Annotated in this window: 18 protein-coding genes; 10 read left to right on the plus strand and 8 right to left on the minus strand. The window is 50.0% G+C overall.

Annotation, left to right across the window (positions count from 1 at the left end; translation table 11 throughout):
• The first annotated feature begins 24 nt into the window (after positions 1-24).
• Together NC980_RS15855 and NC980_RS15860 are read left to right on the plus strand one after the other, a co-directional pair.
• On the plus strand, positions 25-1680 hold the full coding sequence (locus tag NC980_RS15855) for a DUF3685 domain-containing protein (protein ID WP_190378116.1): 1656 nt from the start codon (positions 25-27) through the stop codon (positions 1678-1680).
• Positions 1681-1841: 161 nt separating this feature from the next.
• Positions 1842-2645: a paraslipin gene (locus NC980_RS15860; protein ID WP_190378117.1), complete on the plus strand. Its 804-nt coding sequence runs from the start codon at positions 1842-1844 to the stop codon at positions 2643-2645.
• Here NC980_RS15860 and folP read toward each other — a convergent pair.
• Positions 2642-3478 (minus strand): dihydropteroate synthase, encoded by an 837-nt coding sequence (folP, locus tag NC980_RS15865; RefSeq protein ID WP_190378118.1) that lies wholly within the window; start codon positions 3476-3478, stop codon positions 2642-2644. The two genes, NC980_RS15860 and folP, sit on opposite strands and share 4 nt — an antisense overlap.
• A 148-nt stretch (positions 3479-3626) precedes the next feature.
• On the opposite strand from folP, the gene NC980_RS15870 reads away from it, so the two are divergent.
• Positions 3627-3902 (plus strand): photosystem I reaction center subunit X, encoded by a 276-nt coding sequence (locus NC980_RS15870; protein ID WP_190378119.1) that lies wholly within the window; start codon positions 3627-3629, stop codon positions 3900-3902.
• 43 nt (positions 3903-3945) lie between these two features.
• Here NC980_RS15870 and NC980_RS15875 read toward each other — a convergent pair whose 3' ends face one another.
• From NC980_RS15875 to NC980_RS15900, 6 genes are all read right to left on the minus strand, one after another.
• Positions 3946-6204, minus strand: coding sequence for a PAS domain-containing protein (locus NC980_RS15875; RefSeq protein WP_190378120.1), 2259 nt, complete (start codon positions 6202-6204; stop codon positions 3946-3948).
• Positions 6201-7094 (minus strand): PAS domain-containing protein, encoded by an 894-nt coding sequence (locus NC980_RS15880; RefSeq protein ID WP_199298637.1) that lies wholly within the window; start codon positions 7092-7094, stop codon positions 6201-6203. Before NC980_RS15880 ends, NC980_RS15875 begins: the two co-directional genes overlap by 4 nt.
• A gap of 121 nt (positions 7095-7215) precedes the next feature.
• The gene (gene rimM / locus NC980_RS15885) at positions 7216-7749 is read right to left on the minus strand and encodes a ribosome maturation factor RimM (protein ID WP_190378122.1); all 534 of its coding nucleotides are present in this window, start codon (positions 7747-7749) and stop codon (positions 7216-7218) included.
• 5 nt (positions 7750-7754) lie between these two features.
• The gene (locus NC980_RS15890) at positions 7755-9023 is read right to left on the minus strand and encodes a valine--pyruvate transaminase (protein ID WP_190378123.1); all 1269 of its coding nucleotides are present in this window, start codon (positions 9021-9023) and stop codon (positions 7755-7757) included.
• Between the two features lie 295 nt (positions 9024-9318).
• Positions 9319-10272 carry an isoaspartyl peptidase/L-asparaginase gene (locus tag NC980_RS15895; protein ID WP_190378124.1) on the minus strand — a complete coding sequence of 318 codons (954 nt, stop codon included), beginning with the start codon at positions 10270-10272 and terminating at the stop codon, positions 9319-9321.
• A gap of 61 nt (positions 10273-10333) precedes the next feature.
• Positions 10334-10498, minus strand: coding sequence for a DUF2256 domain-containing protein (locus NC980_RS15900; protein ID WP_190378125.1), 165 nt, complete (start codon positions 10496-10498; stop codon positions 10334-10336).
• A 39-nt stretch (positions 10499-10537) separates the two neighbouring features.
• On the opposite strand from NC980_RS15900, the gene NC980_RS15905 reads away from it, so the two are divergent.
• Together NC980_RS15905 and NC980_RS15910 are read left to right on the plus strand one after the other, a co-directional pair.
• Complete coding sequence (locus NC980_RS15905; protein WP_347272686.1) at positions 10538-11260, plus strand: RNA methyltransferase; 723 nt, start codon at positions 10538-10540, stop codon at positions 11258-11260.
• Positions 11261-11413: 153 nt separating this feature from the next.
• On the plus strand, positions 11414-12838 hold the full coding sequence (locus NC980_RS15910; protein WP_190378126.1) for a serine hydrolase: 1425 nt from the start codon (positions 11414-11416) through the stop codon (positions 12836-12838).
• A gap of 75 nt (positions 12839-12913) precedes the next feature.
• On the opposite strand, the gene NC980_RS15915 is transcribed toward NC980_RS15910, so the two are convergent.
• Positions 12914-13837 (minus strand): hypothetical protein, encoded by a 924-nt coding sequence (locus tag NC980_RS15915; RefSeq protein ID WP_190378127.1) that lies wholly within the window; start codon positions 13835-13837, stop codon positions 12914-12916.
• A gap of 279 nt (positions 13838-14116) precedes the next feature.
• Between NC980_RS15915 and NC980_RS15920 the strand changes: the two genes are divergently transcribed.
• The 5 genes from NC980_RS15920 (at position 14117) to NC980_RS15940 (ending at position 18672) form a co-directional block, all read left to right on the plus strand.
• Positions 14117-16309, plus strand: coding sequence for a DEAD/DEAH box helicase (locus tag NC980_RS15920; protein WP_190378128.1), 2193 nt, complete (start codon positions 14117-14119; stop codon positions 16307-16309).
• An 84-nt stretch (positions 16310-16393) separates the two neighbouring features.
• Complete coding sequence (locus NC980_RS15925) at positions 16394-16645, plus strand: hypothetical protein (RefSeq protein ID WP_190378129.1); 252 nt, start codon at positions 16394-16396, stop codon at positions 16643-16645.
• A 74-nt stretch (positions 16646-16719) separates the two neighbouring features.
• Positions 16720-17775 (plus strand): spore photoproduct lyase family protein, encoded by a 1056-nt coding sequence (locus tag NC980_RS15930; RefSeq protein ID WP_190378130.1) that lies wholly within the window; start codon positions 16720-16722, stop codon positions 17773-17775.
• A 24-nt stretch (positions 17776-17799) separates the two neighbouring features.
• A complete protein-coding gene (locus NC980_RS15935; protein WP_190378131.1) occupies positions 17800-18204 on the plus strand; it encodes a hypothetical protein in 405 nt (134 codons plus the stop codon).
• A 108-nt stretch (positions 18205-18312) separates the two neighbouring features.
• Positions 18313-18672 (plus strand): hypothetical protein, encoded by a 360-nt coding sequence (locus NC980_RS15940; protein WP_190378132.1) that lies wholly within the window; start codon positions 18313-18315, stop codon positions 18670-18672.
• Positions 18673-18677: the final 5 nt, after the last annotated feature.

The following is an 18677-nucleotide window of genomic DNA, read 5'->3' on the forward strand; positions in this document are numbered from 1 at the left end:
CAAAACAAACTTGCTAACGAATGGATGAATAGTTTAGCTGGGGTGGCGCGATTGATGATTGTGGAGCGAGATCCGGTGTTTCGATCGGGCTTGCTCAATTGTTTGAGCCGGTTTCCAGAGTTTCGCATCGTTGCGGAAGCAGAATCGATCGCGATCGCGACTCGCAATTTGGCAGAATTGGGGCGCGATCGCTTAGATGGCATTTTGATCGGAATCGACAGCGAATTTGCTCAACAGGTAAAAGCGCAGTATCCGACCGTGCCAATTTTGCTGATCGAGCCATTGCCTGAGCCAGAATTAGCCGCGGCATTTCAGGCGGGGATCGAAGGCTACTGTCCTAAAGGGAGTTCGATTGCTGAGTTTGTCACGGCAATTCGGCAGATTACAGCGCGGCAGAACTATTGGCGATCGGAGGTGTTGCAGCAGTTAACGCTCCAGGGGACGCGATCGCAATCAATTAGTGTTGCTAAGGTGATTCGGCAAAATTGGCGATCGTCAGGACTCGCTCAAATCGATGCGGCATTGAATGACATTGATGCACAATTGCGATCGGTAACTCTTTCAACCTTGGATCGGATTTTTCTGACCGGACGACGACGAGAACTGAAAGCAGCGCGATGGTTGGTGCAAAAAGCCTTACCGCCTGAACAGATCCAACCCAAAAGAGGCGCGATCGTTCCACTTGAATCTGCGACTCCAGATCCTCAAACCTCAGAAATTGTTCCAGAAGCGCCGCAACCGAAAGTATGGCGAGGAGAACTGCTCGATCGCATCGCTGCAAAACTTCAATCTAATCTCGATAATCTAACGAATATTCCTTTAGAAATTGACATCTTGAGATTAGAAAAAAAACGGGAATTGTTCTTTACGATTTTGCGACAGTTAGAAGAATTACTCGATGAATTGAGATTTTCTCAGATTCAATCAGATCAACTTGCAGCGAAGCAATCTGAGATTTTATGTGATTTGTGGCAAACGATCGTCATCCAATTTTTCGGACGCTATTCGATGGTGCGGGTGAAAAAGCGCGATCTTGAAATCGTAACCGCGCTGCTTGCACAAAGAGACATGGTGCGATCGCAGATTCTAGATCAAATCCCGCTGACACAGGCAATTTTTGAACATTTGCTGTTTGAATCACCGCTGATTGTTGATCAAACGCTCTACGAAGTGGGCACCCTTGAAGCCCGCGATCGCGCGATCGATTTGCTGGAAAACCTAATGATTCAGCTTGCAAATGCCGTAATTCAACCCCTACTGAATCAATTTTCTAACCTAGAATCAATCAAGCAAAACTTCTATGATCGTCGTCGATTATCCACTCGTGAAATTGAGCGATTCCGCAATGATTTATCCTGGCGATTTCGAGTCGAGCGATTTTTTAATGAGCCAAAAGCGATGTTTGAAAGCCGTTATCGCCTCTTTATCTTCAGCGAATATGGCATCGATCGCATTACCATCTATTCCCCCAGAACTGAAGAACTCGAAACGCTTTCCGGAGTACAATTAGCAGTCACGCTGGCGCTAGAAACTCGCGATGCAATTTCTCCACGATTAAGAAGTACGATCGCATTTCTTGGCAGTGGAATTGTCTATCTGTTGACTGAAGTGATCGGACGGGGGATCGGGCTGATTGGACGGGGAATTCTCAAAGGAATTGGAAAATCAGTTCGCGGATAGCACGAACTCGCCAAGAACGGCAAAATAGTATCAGGAGAAACGTTGATCGATCTTGAATTTCGCGCTTGAATCTGCAACATTTTCAAGGAGAGCGATTAGACTAAATTTGCAATCTCTATTTTTGAAATCATTAAAACTCTGGTTTGGCGGGAGCGCGATCTATGCTTGAAATTATTGGTGCATTCTGTCTGATTCTGTTAGGCGGTGTAATTGGCTCAATCCGCGTCATTGAGCAAGGTGATCAAGCGATCGTGCAGCGACTTGGAAGATATGAACGTACCCTCAATCCAGGGCCGAATGTGGTCATTCCGTTTCTAGATACGGTATTAGTGGAAACGGTGCGGGAGCAACTTTTAGACATCGATCCCCAGCGGGCATTTACCAAAGACAATGTGCCGATTGAAGTCGACGCGATCGTATCGTGGCAGATTCTCGATTTGCAGAAGGCTTATTATGCGGTCGAAGATCTGCAAGAGTCGCTGAAGCAGATTGTGATCTCAACTTTGCGGAACGAGATTGGGCTGCTGACACTAGAACAACTCTTTTCTTCTTCAGCCGCGATTAATAAAGCACTATTGCGCGAGTTAGATCAGTCCACTGCAAACTGGGGCGTGAAGGTAATTCGCGTTGAGGTGCAAGAGTTTCAGATTTCGCAAGCACTGCGGGAGTCGTTAGAGAAAGAGCGGGCAGCAAAGGCAGAAAAGGCAGCCGAACTGACTCGTACTCAAGGAACGGTCGAATCGATTCAGCAGCTCGCTCAGGCGCTCCAGGGACAAATGAATGCAGAAGATGTACTCCGCTATCTGGTAGCAAAGGATTATGTCTCAGCAAGTATGGAAATCGGTAAGAGCGATAACTCTAAAATTGTGTTTATGGATCCACGCGCGTTGAGTGAAGCGGTGACGGAGCTAATGGGACAAGTTGAAGAACCTCGCAATCGTGGCAATCTCGACGGTGAGGCTTAGGAATTTCGCCAAATCGCATCAGCAACGTGACAAGCATCGCGCATTTCTGCAACATCGTGAACGCGAACAACATCGGCTCCATTGGCGATCGCGCTGACACAGGCGGCAGCGGTTCCCCAAACTCGCTGTTTCGGATCAGGCTGATCGAGAATCTGCCCGATAAAGCTTTTGCGCGAGGCTCCGACTAAAATCGGACAATTCAAAGATTTAAAGTCTTGTAATCGCCGCAGAATTTCCAAATTTTGATCATATTTTTTCGCAAATCCAATTCCTGGATCAATCATGATCTGGTTAATTCCCTGTGCGATCGCGCTTTGGATGCGTTCCTGTAAGAAATCACAAATCTCTTGAATGAGATTGTCATACTCGGTTAACGACTGCATGGTTTTCGGTGTTCCTCGCATGTGCATCAAAATGATTGGAACTCCTAATTTGCCAACGACTGTAAGCATTTCTGCATCGAAGACTGCACCGGAAATATCGTTGATCATATCTGCTCCCACTGCGATCGCGGCTTTTGCCACCTGCGATCGCGTGGTATCGACTGAAATTGGAGTCTCAAATCGCTGACGAATTGCCTCGATAATGGGCAGTACGCGATCGAGTTCTTCTTGCAATGAGACTTCGTCAGCGTTTGGACGAGTAGATTGTCCACCAATATCGAGAATGTCTACACCGTCTTTAACCATTTGTTCAGCTTGAGTGATCGCGCTCTGGAGCGAATTAAACTGTCCGCCGTCGCTAAAGCTATCGGGTGTCACGTTCAAAACACCCATAATGTAGGTTTTCTGTCCCCAACTCAACGTAGTGCGCGATAGTTCCCAAGCTTGCATGGTGAATTAAAGATTCTACTTCTTGAATCATCGCATCAAAAACTGCGTCCCTATCTTTGGATAGAGCCGAAATCCCCCACTGAGAAAGACGCGAAGAGTACAGCGATCGTCAAATGATAGTCCCAGTACCATTATGGAGTTACGCTTTATGTTGAATCTCGTTGCTGCTGCCTTTCAACAACCGCCCTCTGGCAACCTCTGGAACTGGCAAGGAACCCCCTTTATTGTTGGAGCTTGCCTGTTAGTGTTACTCATCGGATCGCGCACCATTAAATATCCGCACACAGGCGCAAGAATGCCGCTACCTTTTTCTAAATCTCTGTTCAACAGCATCAGCGTTGGCGGATTCTTAGCTTGCATGAGCTTTGGGCATATTCTCGGCTTCTTGCTCACGCTCGGATTTGCGAATACCGCACTGAAATAGAGTGGAGCGGGAATAGAGTGGATCGGGGCGATCGCGCCCCCAATTACCGCTTCAGCAGCGAGACGATCGCGTTCACTAACTCATCCACATCCACAGGCTTCGCCAAGTGCCGCTGAAATCCCGCTTTCAGAATTTGCCGCTGATTCGTTTCTCCGGCATAAGCCGTGAGTGCGATCGCAGGAATTTCGCTCTTTTGCCGAACCTGCTGTATCAGTTCATAGCCATCGAGGTCGGGCATTGCGATATCGCTGACCAAGATATCCGGGGCAAATTCAGACAGGATTTCAAGGGCTGATGACGCAGATTGAACTCCCCGAACGATCGCGCCTGCTGTTTCCAATAAGAACACCAGAAAATCAAGGTTATCCGCTTCGTCGTCTACGGCAAGAATTTTGAGTCCAGCCAGATCTCCCTGTGATTCTACCGGCTCTAAGGCTGAGCTAGGTTGCTCTAAAGTGTGGGCGATCGGCAACCTCACGGTAAAGATCGCGCCTTGATCTTCGCCTAAGCTCTCAGCAGAGATGGTTCCCCCATGTAGCTCAACCAAGTGACGAGCGATCGCGAGTCCCAATCCTAAGCCGCCAAACTGTCGCGTCGTGGAAGAATCCGCCTGCCAAAATCGCTCGAAAATGTGCGGCAAAACCTCCGCTTGAATTCCTTTTCCAGTGTCGCGCACTTGAATTTCCGCCTCGCTGCCAATCTGGGAGAGGATTACCTCAACTCGCCCCCCGCTCGGTGTGAATTTCACTGCATTCGAGAGTAAGTTCCAAATCACCTGCTGCAATCGATTTGCGTCGCCTCTTACCCTGCCAACCGTTGCATCAAGATTGAACACGAGGTCGATCGCTTTTGACTCTGCGGCTAACTGAACCGTCTCTGCTGCTGCTGCGATCGTCTCTGCAAGATTGACCCAGTCATTGTTTGACATAATTTTGCCCTGGAGAACGCGAGAGACATCCAGGAGATCCTCGATCAGTTGAGTTTGCAGATGGGCGTTGCGCTCGATCGTGTCTAAGGCTTGCGGCACTTTCGCAGGTGGGCATTTCCCTGCTTTTAGCATCCTCACCCAGCCTAAAATTGGATTCAGCGGCGTTCTCAACTCATGCGACAGCACCGCGAGAAATTCATCCTTGATGCGATTGGCTTGCTCGGCTTGTTCGCGTAGAAGTTTCTCGCGATCGAGTAACTTCTGCCGTTCCGCTTCACGCTGTTTCGCTTCCGTAATATCAATGACTGTCCCGATCAATCGAATCGCACGTCCAGACGGATCAAAGAGTGCTTTTCCAGTCGCTGAAATCCAGCGCTGAATGCCATCTGAGAATCGAATGACGCGATACTCAAGCTTGAGATCTCCCGCGCTATGCGGTGCGATCGCGGCTTCGACTGATTGATTACTCCGATCGCGATCGTCGGGATGCAGCAAAGTTTCAAAGCGTTCATAGCTGACTTCTGCATCGTTCGGCAATCCAAACATTGCCTTACAGCCGTTATCCCAAGTGAGTTGTTGGGTGGCAAGATTAAAATCCCAAGTGCCCAAATTTGCACATTCGATCGCCAGTCGTAAACGTTCTTCGGCTTCTCGCAGTGCCGCTTCGATCTGTTTGCGCTCGGTAATATCGGAGAGTGCGCCTGGGAAAGAGATGGGAGTGCCGTCTGCACCGTATTCCACTCGTCCCCGCGCTGCGACCCAACGTTCGGCCCCACTTGCTGATCGCACTCGGTATTCTGCAAAATAATCCTCACCCGTTGCGATCGCGGTTTGAATCGCTGCGCTTACGGGTTCACGATCGTCCGGGTGCATTCCATCCAGGAAAAACTTGATCGGCAGTCCTCGCGCAGCGGCTTCCGGGTCAACTCCAAATAAATTGGCAAGTGCTGCATTTGTGAAAGTGAGATCTTCTTGAATTCGCCAGCGCCACGTGTAAATCGATCCTGCCGCTAATGCGGAAGACAAAAGCACGTCAGCTTCTCTTAGATTGGCTTCGGTTTGTTTGAGTTGGCTCAGATCGATCGCAAAGCAAATCCCACTAGGTAAGCCAATACTAAACGCGCCGCCACCGAGCAAAATTGGGATGCGCCGCCCGTCTTTGTGAAGATATTCCTTCTCGAAAGGGGTGCAATATCCTTGAGTGACGCTTTCTGTAAAGGCGCGACTGTCCCGCTCTGCCCACTCTGGAGGCGTTAAGTTTCTCCAACTGAGTTGCCCGGATTCCAGTTCTGAGCGCGTATATCCCACTAGATTGAGGAAGGCATCATTCGCATCGCTGAGGCGCTCTTCTTCCCAAATCGCGATCGGAATCATATTGCACTCAAAGATGCTGCGAAATCGCGTCTCACTGTCACGTAGGGCTTGTTCGGTTTGCTTGCGATCGGTGATATCGGTGACAAAGATCGAAGCTCCGTGGCGGAGGGATAAACCCGATTCAGATACCAGCGATTTCGGGATGGATAAAAAAACTCAAACTCGATCGTGCGCTGTTCTTGGATGGCTCGGTGATACTCAATCTCGATCGAGCTTCCAAGCAAATCCGGGAACACGTCCCAAAGCCGATTCCTGATGAGTTGCGCTTCGGATCGCTGCAACAACTCGGTTGCTGCTGAATTGACATAGGTATAGCGCCAATCGTGATCGAAAACGGCAAACGCATCGGTAATACTTTGTAAAACCGCTTCGGTTTGCGCTTTTGCGGCTTCGGCTTCTTGGCGTAAAAGCCGTTCCCGCTCGTTGGCTTCTTGCTGAGCTTTTTCGCTGAGTTTTTCCTGAGTGATATCGCGTACTTCGATCACTGTGCCGATCGTTTGCCCTGCTTCTCGAATTGGGCTAGCGGTGTAGGCGACCGGATAAAAGTGTCCGTCTCGATGCACGAACACTTCTTCGCCTTGCTCTTGATTGTTTTGGGGAAACACCTGATCGATCGGGCATTCGCAGAGCGGATAAGGACGACCATCTGGGCGGGTGTGGTGAATCACATCGTGTAGCGCCCGTCCTTGAAGTTCTGAGAGCGCATACCCCGTTAACTTCTCAGCCGCCGGATTCATATAAACACACTGTTGACGCTCATCCATGACAAACAGCGCCAGAGTTGCATTATTACAGACCGTTTCTAAATACTGCTTATAGTATTGGGTGTCCGTTTTGGGTTGCGGTAGTCGCTGGTGTTCGCTGAGGGATCGAAAAGGTTGCGAAGTCATGAAGAGCCGGAATAAATAAATGTCAGGCAAAGGCGAGATTATATCCATCATACGGTAGGCGGTTAGGGGTTTTAGTCCACCGATCGTAGGAGTTCACCTGCTCTGTGGTTTTAGAGACTGCTTATAAATTAAGTAATCCGGGCGGAGGTGTGATTTCGATGCGATGTCGATCGAGGTCAACAATCGGGACGATCGCTTCGACAAAGGGAATCAAAATTTGCCGATTTTTTCCGTCTTCTATTGTCTTAGTGACTTGCAGTAAGTCATGTCCTGCTGGAATTACATCGCTCACTGTTCCAATCAATTCTTGAGTCGCTTGCTCATAAACGGATAAGCCGATCAGATCCGCAACGTGAAATTCACCCTCTTCGAGTTCGAGTCGATCGGTGTCTGGAACGAGCAGTTTGCACTCTCGCAGCGCTTCAGCCGCGTTGCGATCGTGAATTCCTTTCAGTTGAATCACGTAGAGTCCTTTGCCATCCAGGTAACGCCCGGAGACAAGTTCGATCGGCTCGGGTTCGGTCTGGTTAGGACGCAAAAGCCAGCGCTGTCCGGGTTCCTCGAAGCGCTCCGGAAAGTCCGTATTGGGATAAACGCGCAATTCGCCTTTGAGTCCTTGAGCCGCGACAATTTTACCGATTTCTAAGTAACCCATGCGTTCTATGATCCATAAACTTGCTGTGCGACTTGTGCAAGTCGTTCCATTGCCGTTTGTAATTCGGTATCTGTTCCGGTAAGGCTAATTCTGAGACATTGCTGCTTGTGCTGCCACTCTTCTCGTAAACCTGGGAAGAACGTACTGCCGGGAACGACGATCACGCCGACTTTTTTGAGTTCTTGGTAAAATTCCCAATCGGTTATGGGCAATTCATCCAGCCAAAGCCATGCAAAGATTGCTCCCTCACCTCGATGCAGAAACCACGGCAGCGATCGCGGCAGGGTGCGATCGAGCGTTGCTTCGACGATGGCAATTTTGCGTTGATAAAACGGACGAATCACATTCACGGAAATGTCTGCGAGTTGACCGGATTGAATGGCGCGGGCTGCGATTGCTTGTCCATAGCGCGGCGAGTGAATGCAGAGATTGGTTTGGAAACATTCGAGCGCTTGAATAATGGCGGGTTCTCCGATCGCGATGCCAATACGCTCTCCGGGAAGTCCTGCTTTCGATAAGCTCATGCAGTGAACCACATTGCCGCCGAACAAGGGTGCCATTTCTGTAAAGTTCAGTGCCGGAAAGGGTGGTGCGTAGGCAGAATCAATCAGAACTGGGACATCATGAATTGCTGCAAGCGAAGTGATCTTATTCACTTCGTCGTTGCTTAAAACGTTTCCAGTTGGATTGCAGGGGCGTGAGAAGATTACACATCCAGTCTGTTCATCAATTTGTAGCTGATTGAAGTTCGGACGATACTTAAATCGATGATTTTCCTGATCAATTTCTAATTCCGGTTTGTACGCGATTAGCGCTTCTGGAGTGAGCGTAACGCCGCCATACCCGGTGTAATCAGGACTCAACGGCAGTACGATTTTTCGGAGTTCTCCGCTTGCGGTATATCCGCCAAACGCATTCGCTGCGTAAAAATAGAGGCTTTGACTTCCGGGCGTAATCAGGACGTTACGATCGCTTAAATTCAACCCATAGCGCTGATTAAAGTCTTGAACGATCGCATCGATTAAAGGCTGATATCCCTGGCTTGCTCCATAGCGGCAGACGACCTCGCCATATTCAGGACTAGCCAGTAATTCTGCGGTACAGTCGCGCCAAAGCTGCTCAACTTCCGGCAAAATCACCGGATTTCCTGCGCTGAGATTGATAAAGCTCTGTCCGGCTCCTGCACGCAGTGTCTCAATAATGTCTTTCATAATCGCCCGTACACCAGACAGGCGAGACATTTCGGTTCCAAGTTGACTCAGCGCAGGATTCATCACAAACCGTAAAATTTAGAGCAATCTTGATGCTACCGATCAATGGGCGCGATCGTGCATTAATTTTTGCTGCAATTCGTTCAATAGATTTTGAAAAGTCTGAGCAAGACTCTCAGGGGCTTGAGAGCTTGCAACTGTGATGTGTCTGTCTTGCATCTAGGGGGAACTGCAAGACCAAAAAAGCGACCCTACTGGGTAGACTGCCAAACTACGTAAGAGCATACTTACGCATTTTCCTCAACGCATCCGTAGATCTGCACAAGTTTAGTGATTTTTGACTCAGTGTTCTGCGAAATTACACAGTTCCGGTTTGCAGATCAGTCGGTAGATCTAAAGTGTCGCCGATACGATCGCCGGTATGATACGCCGCTAACAGCACTTCGCTAGTTTTTCCCCAACCGATCGAACCCTCTGCGGAAAGACCGATCGCGCCTAAGTCGCGGCGATTTCGATAGGCTTCACCAAAGGACTTCTCTAGCGAATTTGCTAGCGACTGCCCATCTGTAACCCGAATCACAATCCGAGCGGCTAAACATTCATCGATAATGTCTTCTCCAATCCCAGTACAGCTAATCGCGGCATCTGCGTTTGCGTAATTTCCCGCAGGCATCGCAGAATCACTCACCCGTCCGATCCGCTCAAAGCCTTTACCTCCGGTTGATGTCCCAACGGCAATCCGCCCTTGATGATCCAGCGCGACAACCCCGATCGTGCCTCGTCCCGCTGATTCGGAAATCAGTTCTTTTTCCGCGACCACGCCCGCCATTGCTCGATTAAAGTTGCCCTCGCGCTCTTGAATCCATTCCTGTAAGCGCAGTTCGGTCATCGGATCGTAAAGCGGCAGTTGCAGTTCTCGCAAGAGTTCCGCAGAGCCAATATCAGACAGCACGCGATCGTCTGAAGTTTGCAGAAATAAAGCAAGCTCGATCGGGTTTTTGACTCGCGACGTGTTAATCACGCCGCTGAATCGCTGCCGCGCTCCATCCATCAACGCCGCACTCATGCGGATTTGTCCATCGGATTGCAGCACTGATCCGGTTCCTGCATTAAACCGCGGATCGTCTTCGAGCAGTTGGCATCCGGTGACAACTGCTTCGGTTGCCGTTGCCCCTGCCAGGAGGAGTGCGTAGACTTCTTCCACAACCTTGTAGAGCGATCGCCGAACCGCTTCTGCGCCGCCTTTTCCCTTGAGCGAACTCCCGGCTCCCCCGTGAATGATCAGTTTGGGCTGAACGCGATCGACAGACATGAAAGAGACCTCGCACAAGACAGATAGCACAAAAGCTTATCATGTCTCAATCACATCGCAATCACAGGGATTCAGGTTTAGTTTGCGACTTGCGTTTGCGACAGCGATCGGAGCAATATTTCACGTCGTCCCAACAGTCCGCCCATTTCTTGCGCCAGGTGAACGGTAAGCCACAAACAGGACACACTTTGGTCGGTAAATCAGATTTGGCACGATGGCGCGGCATAACAGATTCGAGACGTAAGATAGTTTATTTTAGAAGTCTATGTCAGAGATGCCTGCTCAAGTCCGAATTGTTCTCGTCGAGCCTGCGGGAGCGCTGAATGTCGGGTCGATCGCTCGGGTGATGAAAAATATGGGATTGAGCCAGTTAGTGCTGGTGAATCCCCAGTGCGATCTGCAATCCGATGATGCGCGAAAAATGGCAATGCGGGCGATCGACGTTTTAGAAGCGACACAGATTGTGAATTCGATTCCAGAAGCCTTAGTCGGCTGTCATCGCGCGATCGCCACCGCCGTTCGATCGCGCATTAATGCACCGCTAGAGCATCCCCGCGAGGCACTACCTTGGTTATTAGAACCTGGGCTGAATACGGCTTTGTTATTTGGCTCAGAAGATCGGGGACTGAGTAACGACGAATTAAAATACGCGCAGCGATTTGTTTATATCCCGACGAGCGATCAGTACCGATCGCTCAATCTCGCTCAAGCCGTCGCAATCTGCTGTTACGAACTGTTCCAAGCACCGCTACCCCCCCAACCCCAAACGATTCCCTGTTCGCTCGATGCGCTCGATCGCGCTTATCAACATCTCGAATCCGTGCTGCTTGAGATTGGATATCTGCAACCGCACACAGCAGCCAGCCGGATGGAAAAATTTCGCTATGTGTTTGATCGCGCCAATTTATCAGAAGCTGAGCTTGCTCTGCTGCGGGGCGTTCTGCGACAGGTCGAATGGGCAAGCCGCGATCGGAAGGCTAAAGATTGATCGATCCGGACGGATCACTTTTCCGAAGTCAATGTAAAATCCCTAAAACATAGAGTAAATCAAGCGTCCTCAACTTCAAACCGATCGTTTGCCCGAATCTCGGTAAAATGTCGCTGAAATCTAACCTTGTTTGACCAACGGAGAAAAGCGTAAATGTGGGATGAAACTGACGAGCCAGCCGCATCAAATCCTAACCGCAGCGAACGATCAGCCTCTCGTTCACGTCGCCGCCCCCCAGAGGCATTACGCCCTTCGCAACCTCCGACTTCGCTGTCCTCGCGTCGGGGTGGAGATCGTCGTCGGGAGCGAACCCGGCAGGAAACGAAGCCGTTGCGTAAAACCGCCCCAGAACGCCCGATCGCTCAATCCCGCGAATTTTCAACAACGGTGCGATCGTTTCGCACCCCCCCAGAGCGCCCACCCGCTAGAGCCGAGCGCCGTCGGCTGGAAGTAGTGCCGCCTCCAGAACCGCGTCGCCCACAGCCGCCCCGAAAACCGATCGTCCAAGTTCCCAAAAGCAGATCGGCATTAGCCGTTCTTTATGGCGCTCGACTGTTAATCCTGGGTATAGGAATCGGCGTGATTGTAGGCACAAGCTTATCCATCCTTGACCCAGCCAACCGATTCAGCGCCTCATCTCAACCTGAAAAACCCGAACAAGTTGCACCCTCGCCTCCTCCGCCTGTTGTTCAACTCGAACTCGGTCAGGAAATCACCGCGCTCAAACCCCAACTTCAAAGCGCGATCGCACCCCAAACTCAACTTGCTCCAGGGATCATGCTGGTTGATGCGGATACCCGCGCTCAAATTGACATTAACGGCTCTACGCCGATCGCGGCCGCGAGTACGATCAAATTCCCGCTTCTCGTTGCGTTTTTCCAAGCGGTAGACGAAGGTAAAGTCCGGCTTGATGAACCGCTGACGATGCGAAAAGAACTGGTCGCCACAGAATCCGGTGATCTGCAAGATTTACCCGCTGGCTCTCAGATCCCCGCGATCGAGGTTGCCGCCAAAATGATCGAGATCAGCGACAATACCGCCACCAATATGATCCTTGATCGTTTAGGCGGTAAGGATGCGGTGAATCAGCGCTTTCAAACATGGGGTCTGACCCATACCAAAATTCAAAATCTGCTCCCTGATTTGCAGGGAACCAACCTGACTACGCCGCATGATATGGTGGCGCTGCTGGATGCCCTGCATCGCGGGAAAATGGTATCGCCTCGATCGCAAGATCGAATGCTCAACATTATGCGGAAAGTGAGAAATAATTCCTTAATTCCGCAAGGCTTGGGACAAGATGCAATGATCGCCCATAAAACTGGAGACATCGGCACCGTGCTGGGGGATGTCGGCATGATCGATTTACCGAATGGCAAGCGCTACTTTATGGCAGCCCTGGTTAAGCGTCCGCACAATGACGATCGAGCGGGTGATTTGATTCGGCAGATGTCAAAGCTGACGTATCAATACTTCAATCAATTGAATATCGCACCACCAAGTCCAACCGCATCACCGAGCCCAGCCCCTGGATCTCAAGGGGCAGAGCCTTCACGATCGACGATCGCGCAACCCTAACAAAAATATGGGCAAAAATATGGGTCAGGAGTTTTCCTGACCCACAACATCTTTAAGACGATTCAAACAGCTAATTTATCCTGCACAGACAGGCTTACCAGTAGCATTCAGGCGGATTTTACCTTCTGTTCCGTTAATCATAAATGGAACTTTCTGGTCTTCAACCACGCGCACAAACGCGGGTTTATCTTGCAAACAGGCACCCACTGCTGCACCCCAAGCTGTTAAATCTTTCGACAGCTTATCGGTGATCGGCGTATCGCTGGTCACGGATGCCTCTTGCGCCACCGTCACTTGAATGGGCAGCGTGAATCTGGCAGGAGCATTCCCGATCGAGGGCAAACTTGTTTCTTTGATTCCTGTGATGGATTCACCTTCAAGCACCATCGTTTTTGCAGTCACCTGAGTATTGGGGGCAGTAGACTGTTCAGCCGGAGTGGTTGGGGCTGGTGCAGTTGTGGGAGCCGACGGCGTTGTCGGTGTGGTTGAGTCGCTCGGCGCTGCCGGAGTCGGGTTTGAGGGAGTGGTTGCGTCGGGCGGAGCCGTCGGTGTTCCCGGAGTGGTGTTCAAAGGAGCGGCGGGACTGAGGCCAGGGTTTGGAGTGATCGTGTCCGGAGCCGTCTGTGTGGGTGAATCGGATGAAGGCGCGATCGGAGCCGTTCCGGGTGGAGTGGAGTCTGTTGGCGTGGGTTTTGCCGGATCAGAAGTCGTCGAACTATCAGGAGTGGTTGGACTCGAAGCCGGGGCAAGCGAAGGCGTTTGAGTTAAACCGGATGGACTTGCTTCTGGAGCGCTAGGGGTTGAATTGATTGGATAACTCAGAGGAGTGGTTTCGGGTTTGGAGATCGGAGAAAGTCCCGGAGTTGCGGGGGTACTCATCGTGGGTTCAGTCGGCGCGGTTTTTGCGGGCTTTTTGTCCGACTGAGCGATCGTAGGAACGGTGTATCCTGCAAGCACTGCGGCTACGCCAATAGCGGCAATCTGTTTCAGTTTGCTCACGTTCATCTCCAAATTTGCTAAAGGTCAATGGGTTTCGCACGTTGAGAACGCACCGTGATAATTTGTCGAACGTCTGTGTATTTGGAAAGTAATAGGTCAGCGCTCGACAGCCAAACCGTACCGAAGCGATCGCGCTCGGCTCAACTAAGCAAGAGACAGATTATTAAGTGGCACAAGTCAGAGTAGATTGCTGGAAAAATTAGCGTTTAAACAGCAAAAATCCGCTTTGCTTTAAAGTAAGGCGATGCAAGGGATTCGATCGAGGGCTGAGGGAAAAGAATGCAGAGTGCGTATCACCGATTAGCGCCTTTTATTCAGGAGTATATTTACCAACAGGGCTGGGCGAGTTTACGTCCAATTCAAGCAGAAGCTTGTCGCATTGTATTTGAGACGGATAATCATTTGCTAATCGCCGCAGGTACGGCATCTGGGAAAACTGAGGCGGCGTTTCTCCCTGTGTTGACGTTATTGCATGAAAATCCTTCCCGTAGCGTTGGCGCAATCTATATCAGCCCGATTAAAGCGTTGATTAATGATCAATTCGATCGATTAACAGAACTGTTACAGTATGCGGATCTTCCCGTTTGGGCGTGGCATGGGGATGTGGCGCAAAGTCGCAAGAAAAAGTTGCTCACTCATCCATGCGGCATTCTACAAATTACCCCGGAATCTCTGGAAAGTTTACTTATTAACAAAAGCGCAGAAATTGATCGTATCTTTGGCGACTTGCGCTTTGTGATTATCGATGAAGTTCATGCCTTTATTGGCAGCGATCGAGGTTGCCAGATTTTGTGTCAGCTATCACGGCTTGCAAAGCTTACTAGCAACCAACCTCGGAGGATTGGACTGTCTGCAACGCTGGGGGATTATTCTCTAGCAGAATCTTGGCTACAGGCGGACACTTCCCAAACTGTCATTACCCCTAAAATTTCTGGAGCCGCAAGAAAACTCCAACTATCGATCGAGCATTTCTATGATCCGGGCTTGGTGGTTCGCGCTAAAGGAGACACCCGCGACAAGGTTTTTAATCCTTATCATCTATATTTGTTTCGGCAAACTGAAGGGCGCAAGAGTCTGATTTTTGCCAACGGGCGAACGGCAACCGAAGAAGCGATCGCGGCACTGCGAGAGATTGCCCAAGCAAAAGGCGCACCGGATATTTATCACGTCCATCACGGCAGCATTTCGGCAGCGCTGCGAGAAACCGCAGAAGAAGCCATGCGCGATCCCGAAAAAATGGCGGTGACGGCGGCGACTGTGACATTTGAAATGGGGATTGATTTGGGACACCTCGATCGCGTGTTGCAATTAGAAGCGCCTGCATCGGTCGCGAGTTTTCTGCAACGGTTGGGACGATCGGGACGCAGAGGGGATACTGCAGAAATGCGGTTTATCTGTGCGGAAGATAAGCCAACAGGCGAAGAGATCCTACCTGAACAAATTCCGTGGCAGTTGTTGCAATCGATCGCCATTATTCAACTTTATCTAGAAGAACAGTGGATCGAACCTGCTCGAATCCTGCGCTATCCCTTTAGCTTGCTGTATCACCAAACGATGAGTACGCTGGCATCGTTGGGAGAATTGTCACCGAGCGCGATCGCTCAAAATGTTCTGAAGTTACCGCCATTCCGATCGATTTCTCAAGATGACTTCCGACTGTTCCTGCGGCACTTATTAGACATTGATCACTTGGAGCGCACTCCAGAAGGCGGTTTGATTGTGGGAATTGCCGCAGAAAAGTTAATCAACAATTTCAAGTTTTACGCAATCTTCCCGGACACCGAGGAATATTTAGTCAAATACAACGGCAAAGCGATCGGCAGTATTATCGTTCCACCCATGGAAGGCGATCGTTTTTCGCTCGCTGGAAAAACTTGGGAAGTGATCGAAGTGAATGCAAAGAAAAAAACGATCGCTGTTGAGCCAAGCAAAAAATCAGTCACATCAAGTTCATGGCGCGGTAATACGGGTGAGATTCATTCCAAAGTGCTACAGCGAATTAAACAGGTATTGCAAGAAACAACGCTTTATTCTTATTTGCAACCCGGAGCAAAACAACGCCTACAAGATGCGCGAGAATTGGCAAAATCAACCGGACTCTTACACAAGCCAATTCAGTTAATCGATGAGGAAGTTTGCTGTATTTTTCCGTGGATGGGAACGATCGCGTTTCGCACGCTAGAACGATTTCTGCGCTTTTATGCCAAAGATGCCTTGGGATTGAAAAGCATCAAAGCTCGATCGCCGTATTTCCTAATCGTGCGGCTGGGAAAATGCCAGCTTGAGAATTTATATACAGAGATTCAGTCCTTAAGCGATCGAGCAACTAGCGTATCGGATCTGATCAAGCCAGATGAAACATTAATCTTCAATAAATACGATGCTTACATTCCGATCGAACTGCTCGAAAAAGCGTTTACTCACGACTATCTGGATCTCGCAGAAGTGCAAACTCTACTCAAGAACTGGTAAATCTTCCGCAAGGGGGATGATTTTTTCGCTCAATTACCTTGCAACCTGTTATGCTGTCCTGAAACCTTTAGGAGAAACAGCACTGTGCGGAATTCTCAGTCGATCGTCGTGGATTTAGAAATGTCCGATATCGAATACCTTGAATTGTTAGTGCAAGGACGCAATCCACTTCAGGAACAATCTTACACACAGCAATTAATCTGTTTTGGTGTTGAGCTAACAGAAGCCAAAGAAATTGCACCCCTATTCGATCAGAAAGACACCTCGATCGCTGAAAAAATTGCCGTCAATCGTGCCCTCAAACAAGTGTGGAATCGCCTCATCAAAATGGCGTGAAACCCGCTCCTCTAGATTGATTGCGCCGTCTCGATCGTTGCCATAATAGAGAAGTAAGGCAATGATTGAGGCGCATGGTAGTTACTGCACCAGTTCGTGAAGCTCGTGGCTCGAAGTTATGGATGCCCGATCGTGTGATTGTCACTCCCGCTGCATTGGATGAGCCGTGGGGCCAGCAGATCGTCGAGCGGGTTCAGCAGTTAGGCTTACCCGTCGAAGAATTACCGCGCAATCGCCTCAGTGGGTTACGAGGCGAGGATGAGCGCGAGACATACAGCATTGCAAAGCGGACTTTAGCGATCGTCACTGCTCCTCAGAGTCAGTTTAAGCTCAGCCCGATTCCGCCGTCTGCGGATTGGCAGTTTCACATTGCAGAGGGCTGTCCGGGCCACTGTCAGTATTGTTATCTTGCAGGCAGCTTATCGGGGCCGCCTGTGATTCGCGTTTACGCTAATCTGCCGCAGATCTTGGATAACTTAGGGCGATATGAGCGTCCCGGCAGCGAGACCAGTTACGAGGTGAGTTGTTACACTGATCCGCTTGGCATCGAGCATCTCACAGGTAGCCTTGCCGAGTGTATTCGCTACTTTGGCACACGCGAGGATGGTTATCTACGCTGGGTGTCGAAGTTTAGCAATGTCGAGGGCTTGTTAGATTTGCCGCACAATGGACATACTCGCTGTCGCGTTAGCGTGAATGCGGCTCCAGTGAGTCAGCGTTTAGAGGGCGGTACTTCCTCGGTCGAGGAGCGGCTTCAGGCATTGCGCCGACTCGGTTTAGAGGGCGGCTATCCATTGGGCATTGTGATTGCACCGATTATGCCGATCGACAATTGGCAGGAGCATTACACGCAGTTGCTCGATCGGATGTCTGAGTTGATCGACTTTGATTGTGACTTGACTTTTGAGTTGATTTCACACCGCTTTACTCCTGGCTCGAAGGAGGTCTTGCTAAATTGGTATCCGAATACCAAGCTAGACATGGAGGAGTCTGCGCGGGTCGTCAAGCGCAATAAGTTTGGGGGCATGAAGTATGTGTACGATGCCAAGACGATGCGCGAGTTGCGCTGCTTCTTTGAGCGGGAGCTAGCGCAGCGGTTCCCGCAGGGTAAGGTTTTGTACTGGACTTAAGACCTTGATTCGGGTGATTCTGATATGAGTCACCCGATTTTTATTCATGGTGTGGGGAAACTGAAATTGATTCTAGAGTGTGCCTCAAGGATCGCTTATTCGCCGCTGGATGATCGTATGCTGCATGATTCTCCTAGCAATCCGACTCCTGAAGAAATGCCAAAAGTCCGATCGCTCGATCGTCTCACCCTAGATCCACCGCTCATTAATCCGTGGCGACATCTCAAGATTGTCCGTCGCCTTGATCGTGTTGAGCCGTTTGATCATGCAGCACCCTTGTCTCCGCTCCGCCATCGTGACCTAGAGATTATGGCGAGATGGTTCGATCGTCTAGATATGCTTGAAATCGAGCAAGAAATTAATCATCAATTGTCGCTCCTGCACCCAGAGCCACCCTGGGAAGAAGACCTCGACCTAAATTTTCTGTGAGATTACCTTTGATTACAGAGCTTCGTGAAGTTTGATTGACAATTTCAGCCCGATCAAAAACACAGTGCGACCATATGAGGAGACTGTCGATCGTCGTGAGTGTGAAGAATGCTAGATTCACTGTTTGAATTTTCGCGAACAAATTGTGTGGGGATTTGCACGTTTCTCGTTCCTGCGAATCTGCTAACGACTTCTCTGACTCTGGCTCTAACGGGTTTAGGACGATCGCGGGCTCAAGTTTTTGTCGCAGCAGGAGTGGCATCGCTGTTTTCCGGCATCATGGTACTGCACGTGCTCACCTGGTTTTTGATCGGGGTTGTGATGCCGCCGACTTTCATTTTGCTGGGTTTGGGCAGTTTGTGTTTAGCGACAAACCTAGTTGCATTTTTCCGACCAGAACAAATCAGAGGACTGTTACGCGCACTCGTACAGCTTTTTGGTGCAACGTTTGAGGAGAATTTGCACTAGAGTAG

This window comes from Leptolyngbya sp. AS-A5, assembly GCF_039962495.1.
Classification (GTDB): Bacteria; Cyanobacteriota; Cyanobacteriia; order Leptolyngbyales; family Leptolyngbyaceae; genus Leptolyngbya.

Coding starts and splice junctions, on each gene's coding strand:
- NC980_RS15855 (WP_190378116.1), top strand. CDS start 25: ATGAATAGTTTAGCTGGGGTGGCGCGATTGATGATTGTGGAGCGAGAT.
- folP (WP_190378118.1), bottom strand. CDS start 3,478: ATGCAAGCTTGGGAACTATCGCGCACTACGTTGAGTTGGGGACAGAAA.
- NC980_RS15875 (WP_190378120.1), bottom strand. CDS start 6,204: ATGATTCCGATCGCGATTTGGGAAGAAGAGCGCCTCAGCGATGCGAAT.
- NC980_RS15890 (WP_190378123.1), bottom strand. CDS start 9,023: ATGAATCCTGCGCTGAGTCAACTTGGAACCGAAATGTCTCGCCTGTCT.
- NC980_RS15895 (WP_190378124.1), bottom strand. CDS start 10,272: ATGTCTGTCGATCGCGTTCAGCCCAAACTGATCATTCACGGGGGAGCC.
- NC980_RS15900 (WP_190378125.1), bottom strand. CDS start 10,498: ATGCCGCGCCATCGTGCCAAATCTGATTTACCGACCAAAGTGTGTCCT.
- NC980_RS15905 (WP_347272686.1), top strand. CDS start 10,538: ATGTCAGAGATGCCTGCTCAAGTCCGAATTGTTCTCGTCGAGCCTGCG.
- NC980_RS15920 (WP_190378128.1), top strand. CDS start 14,117: ATGCAGAGTGCGTATCACCGATTAGCGCCTTTTATTCAGGAGTATATT.
- NC980_RS15935 (WP_190378131.1), top strand. CDS start 17,800: ATGAGTCACCCGATTTTTATTCATGGTGTGGGGAAACTGAAATTGATT.
- NC980_RS15930 (WP_190378130.1), top strand. CDS start 16,720: ATGGTAGTTACTGCACCAGTTCGTGAAGCTCGTGGCTCGAAGTTATGG.
- NC980_RS15880 (WP_199298637.1), bottom strand. CDS start 7,094: ATGACTTCGCAACCTTTTCGATCCCTCAGCGAACACCAGCGACTACCG.
- NC980_RS15940 (WP_190378132.1), top strand. CDS start 18,313: ATGCTAGATTCACTGTTTGAATTTTCGCGAACAAATTGTGTGGGGATT.
- NC980_RS15910 (WP_190378126.1), top strand. CDS start 11,414: ATGTGGGATGAAACTGACGAGCCAGCCGCATCAAATCCTAACCGCAGC.
- NC980_RS15860 (WP_190378117.1), top strand. CDS start 1,842: ATGCTTGAAATTATTGGTGCATTCTGTCTGATTCTGTTAGGCGGTGTA.
- NC980_RS15870 (WP_190378119.1), top strand. CDS start 3,627: ATGTTGAATCTCGTTGCTGCTGCCTTTCAACAACCGCCCTCTGGCAAC.
- rimM (WP_190378122.1), bottom strand. CDS start 7,749: ATGGGTTACTTAGAAATCGGTAAAATTGTCGCGGCTCAAGGACTCAAA.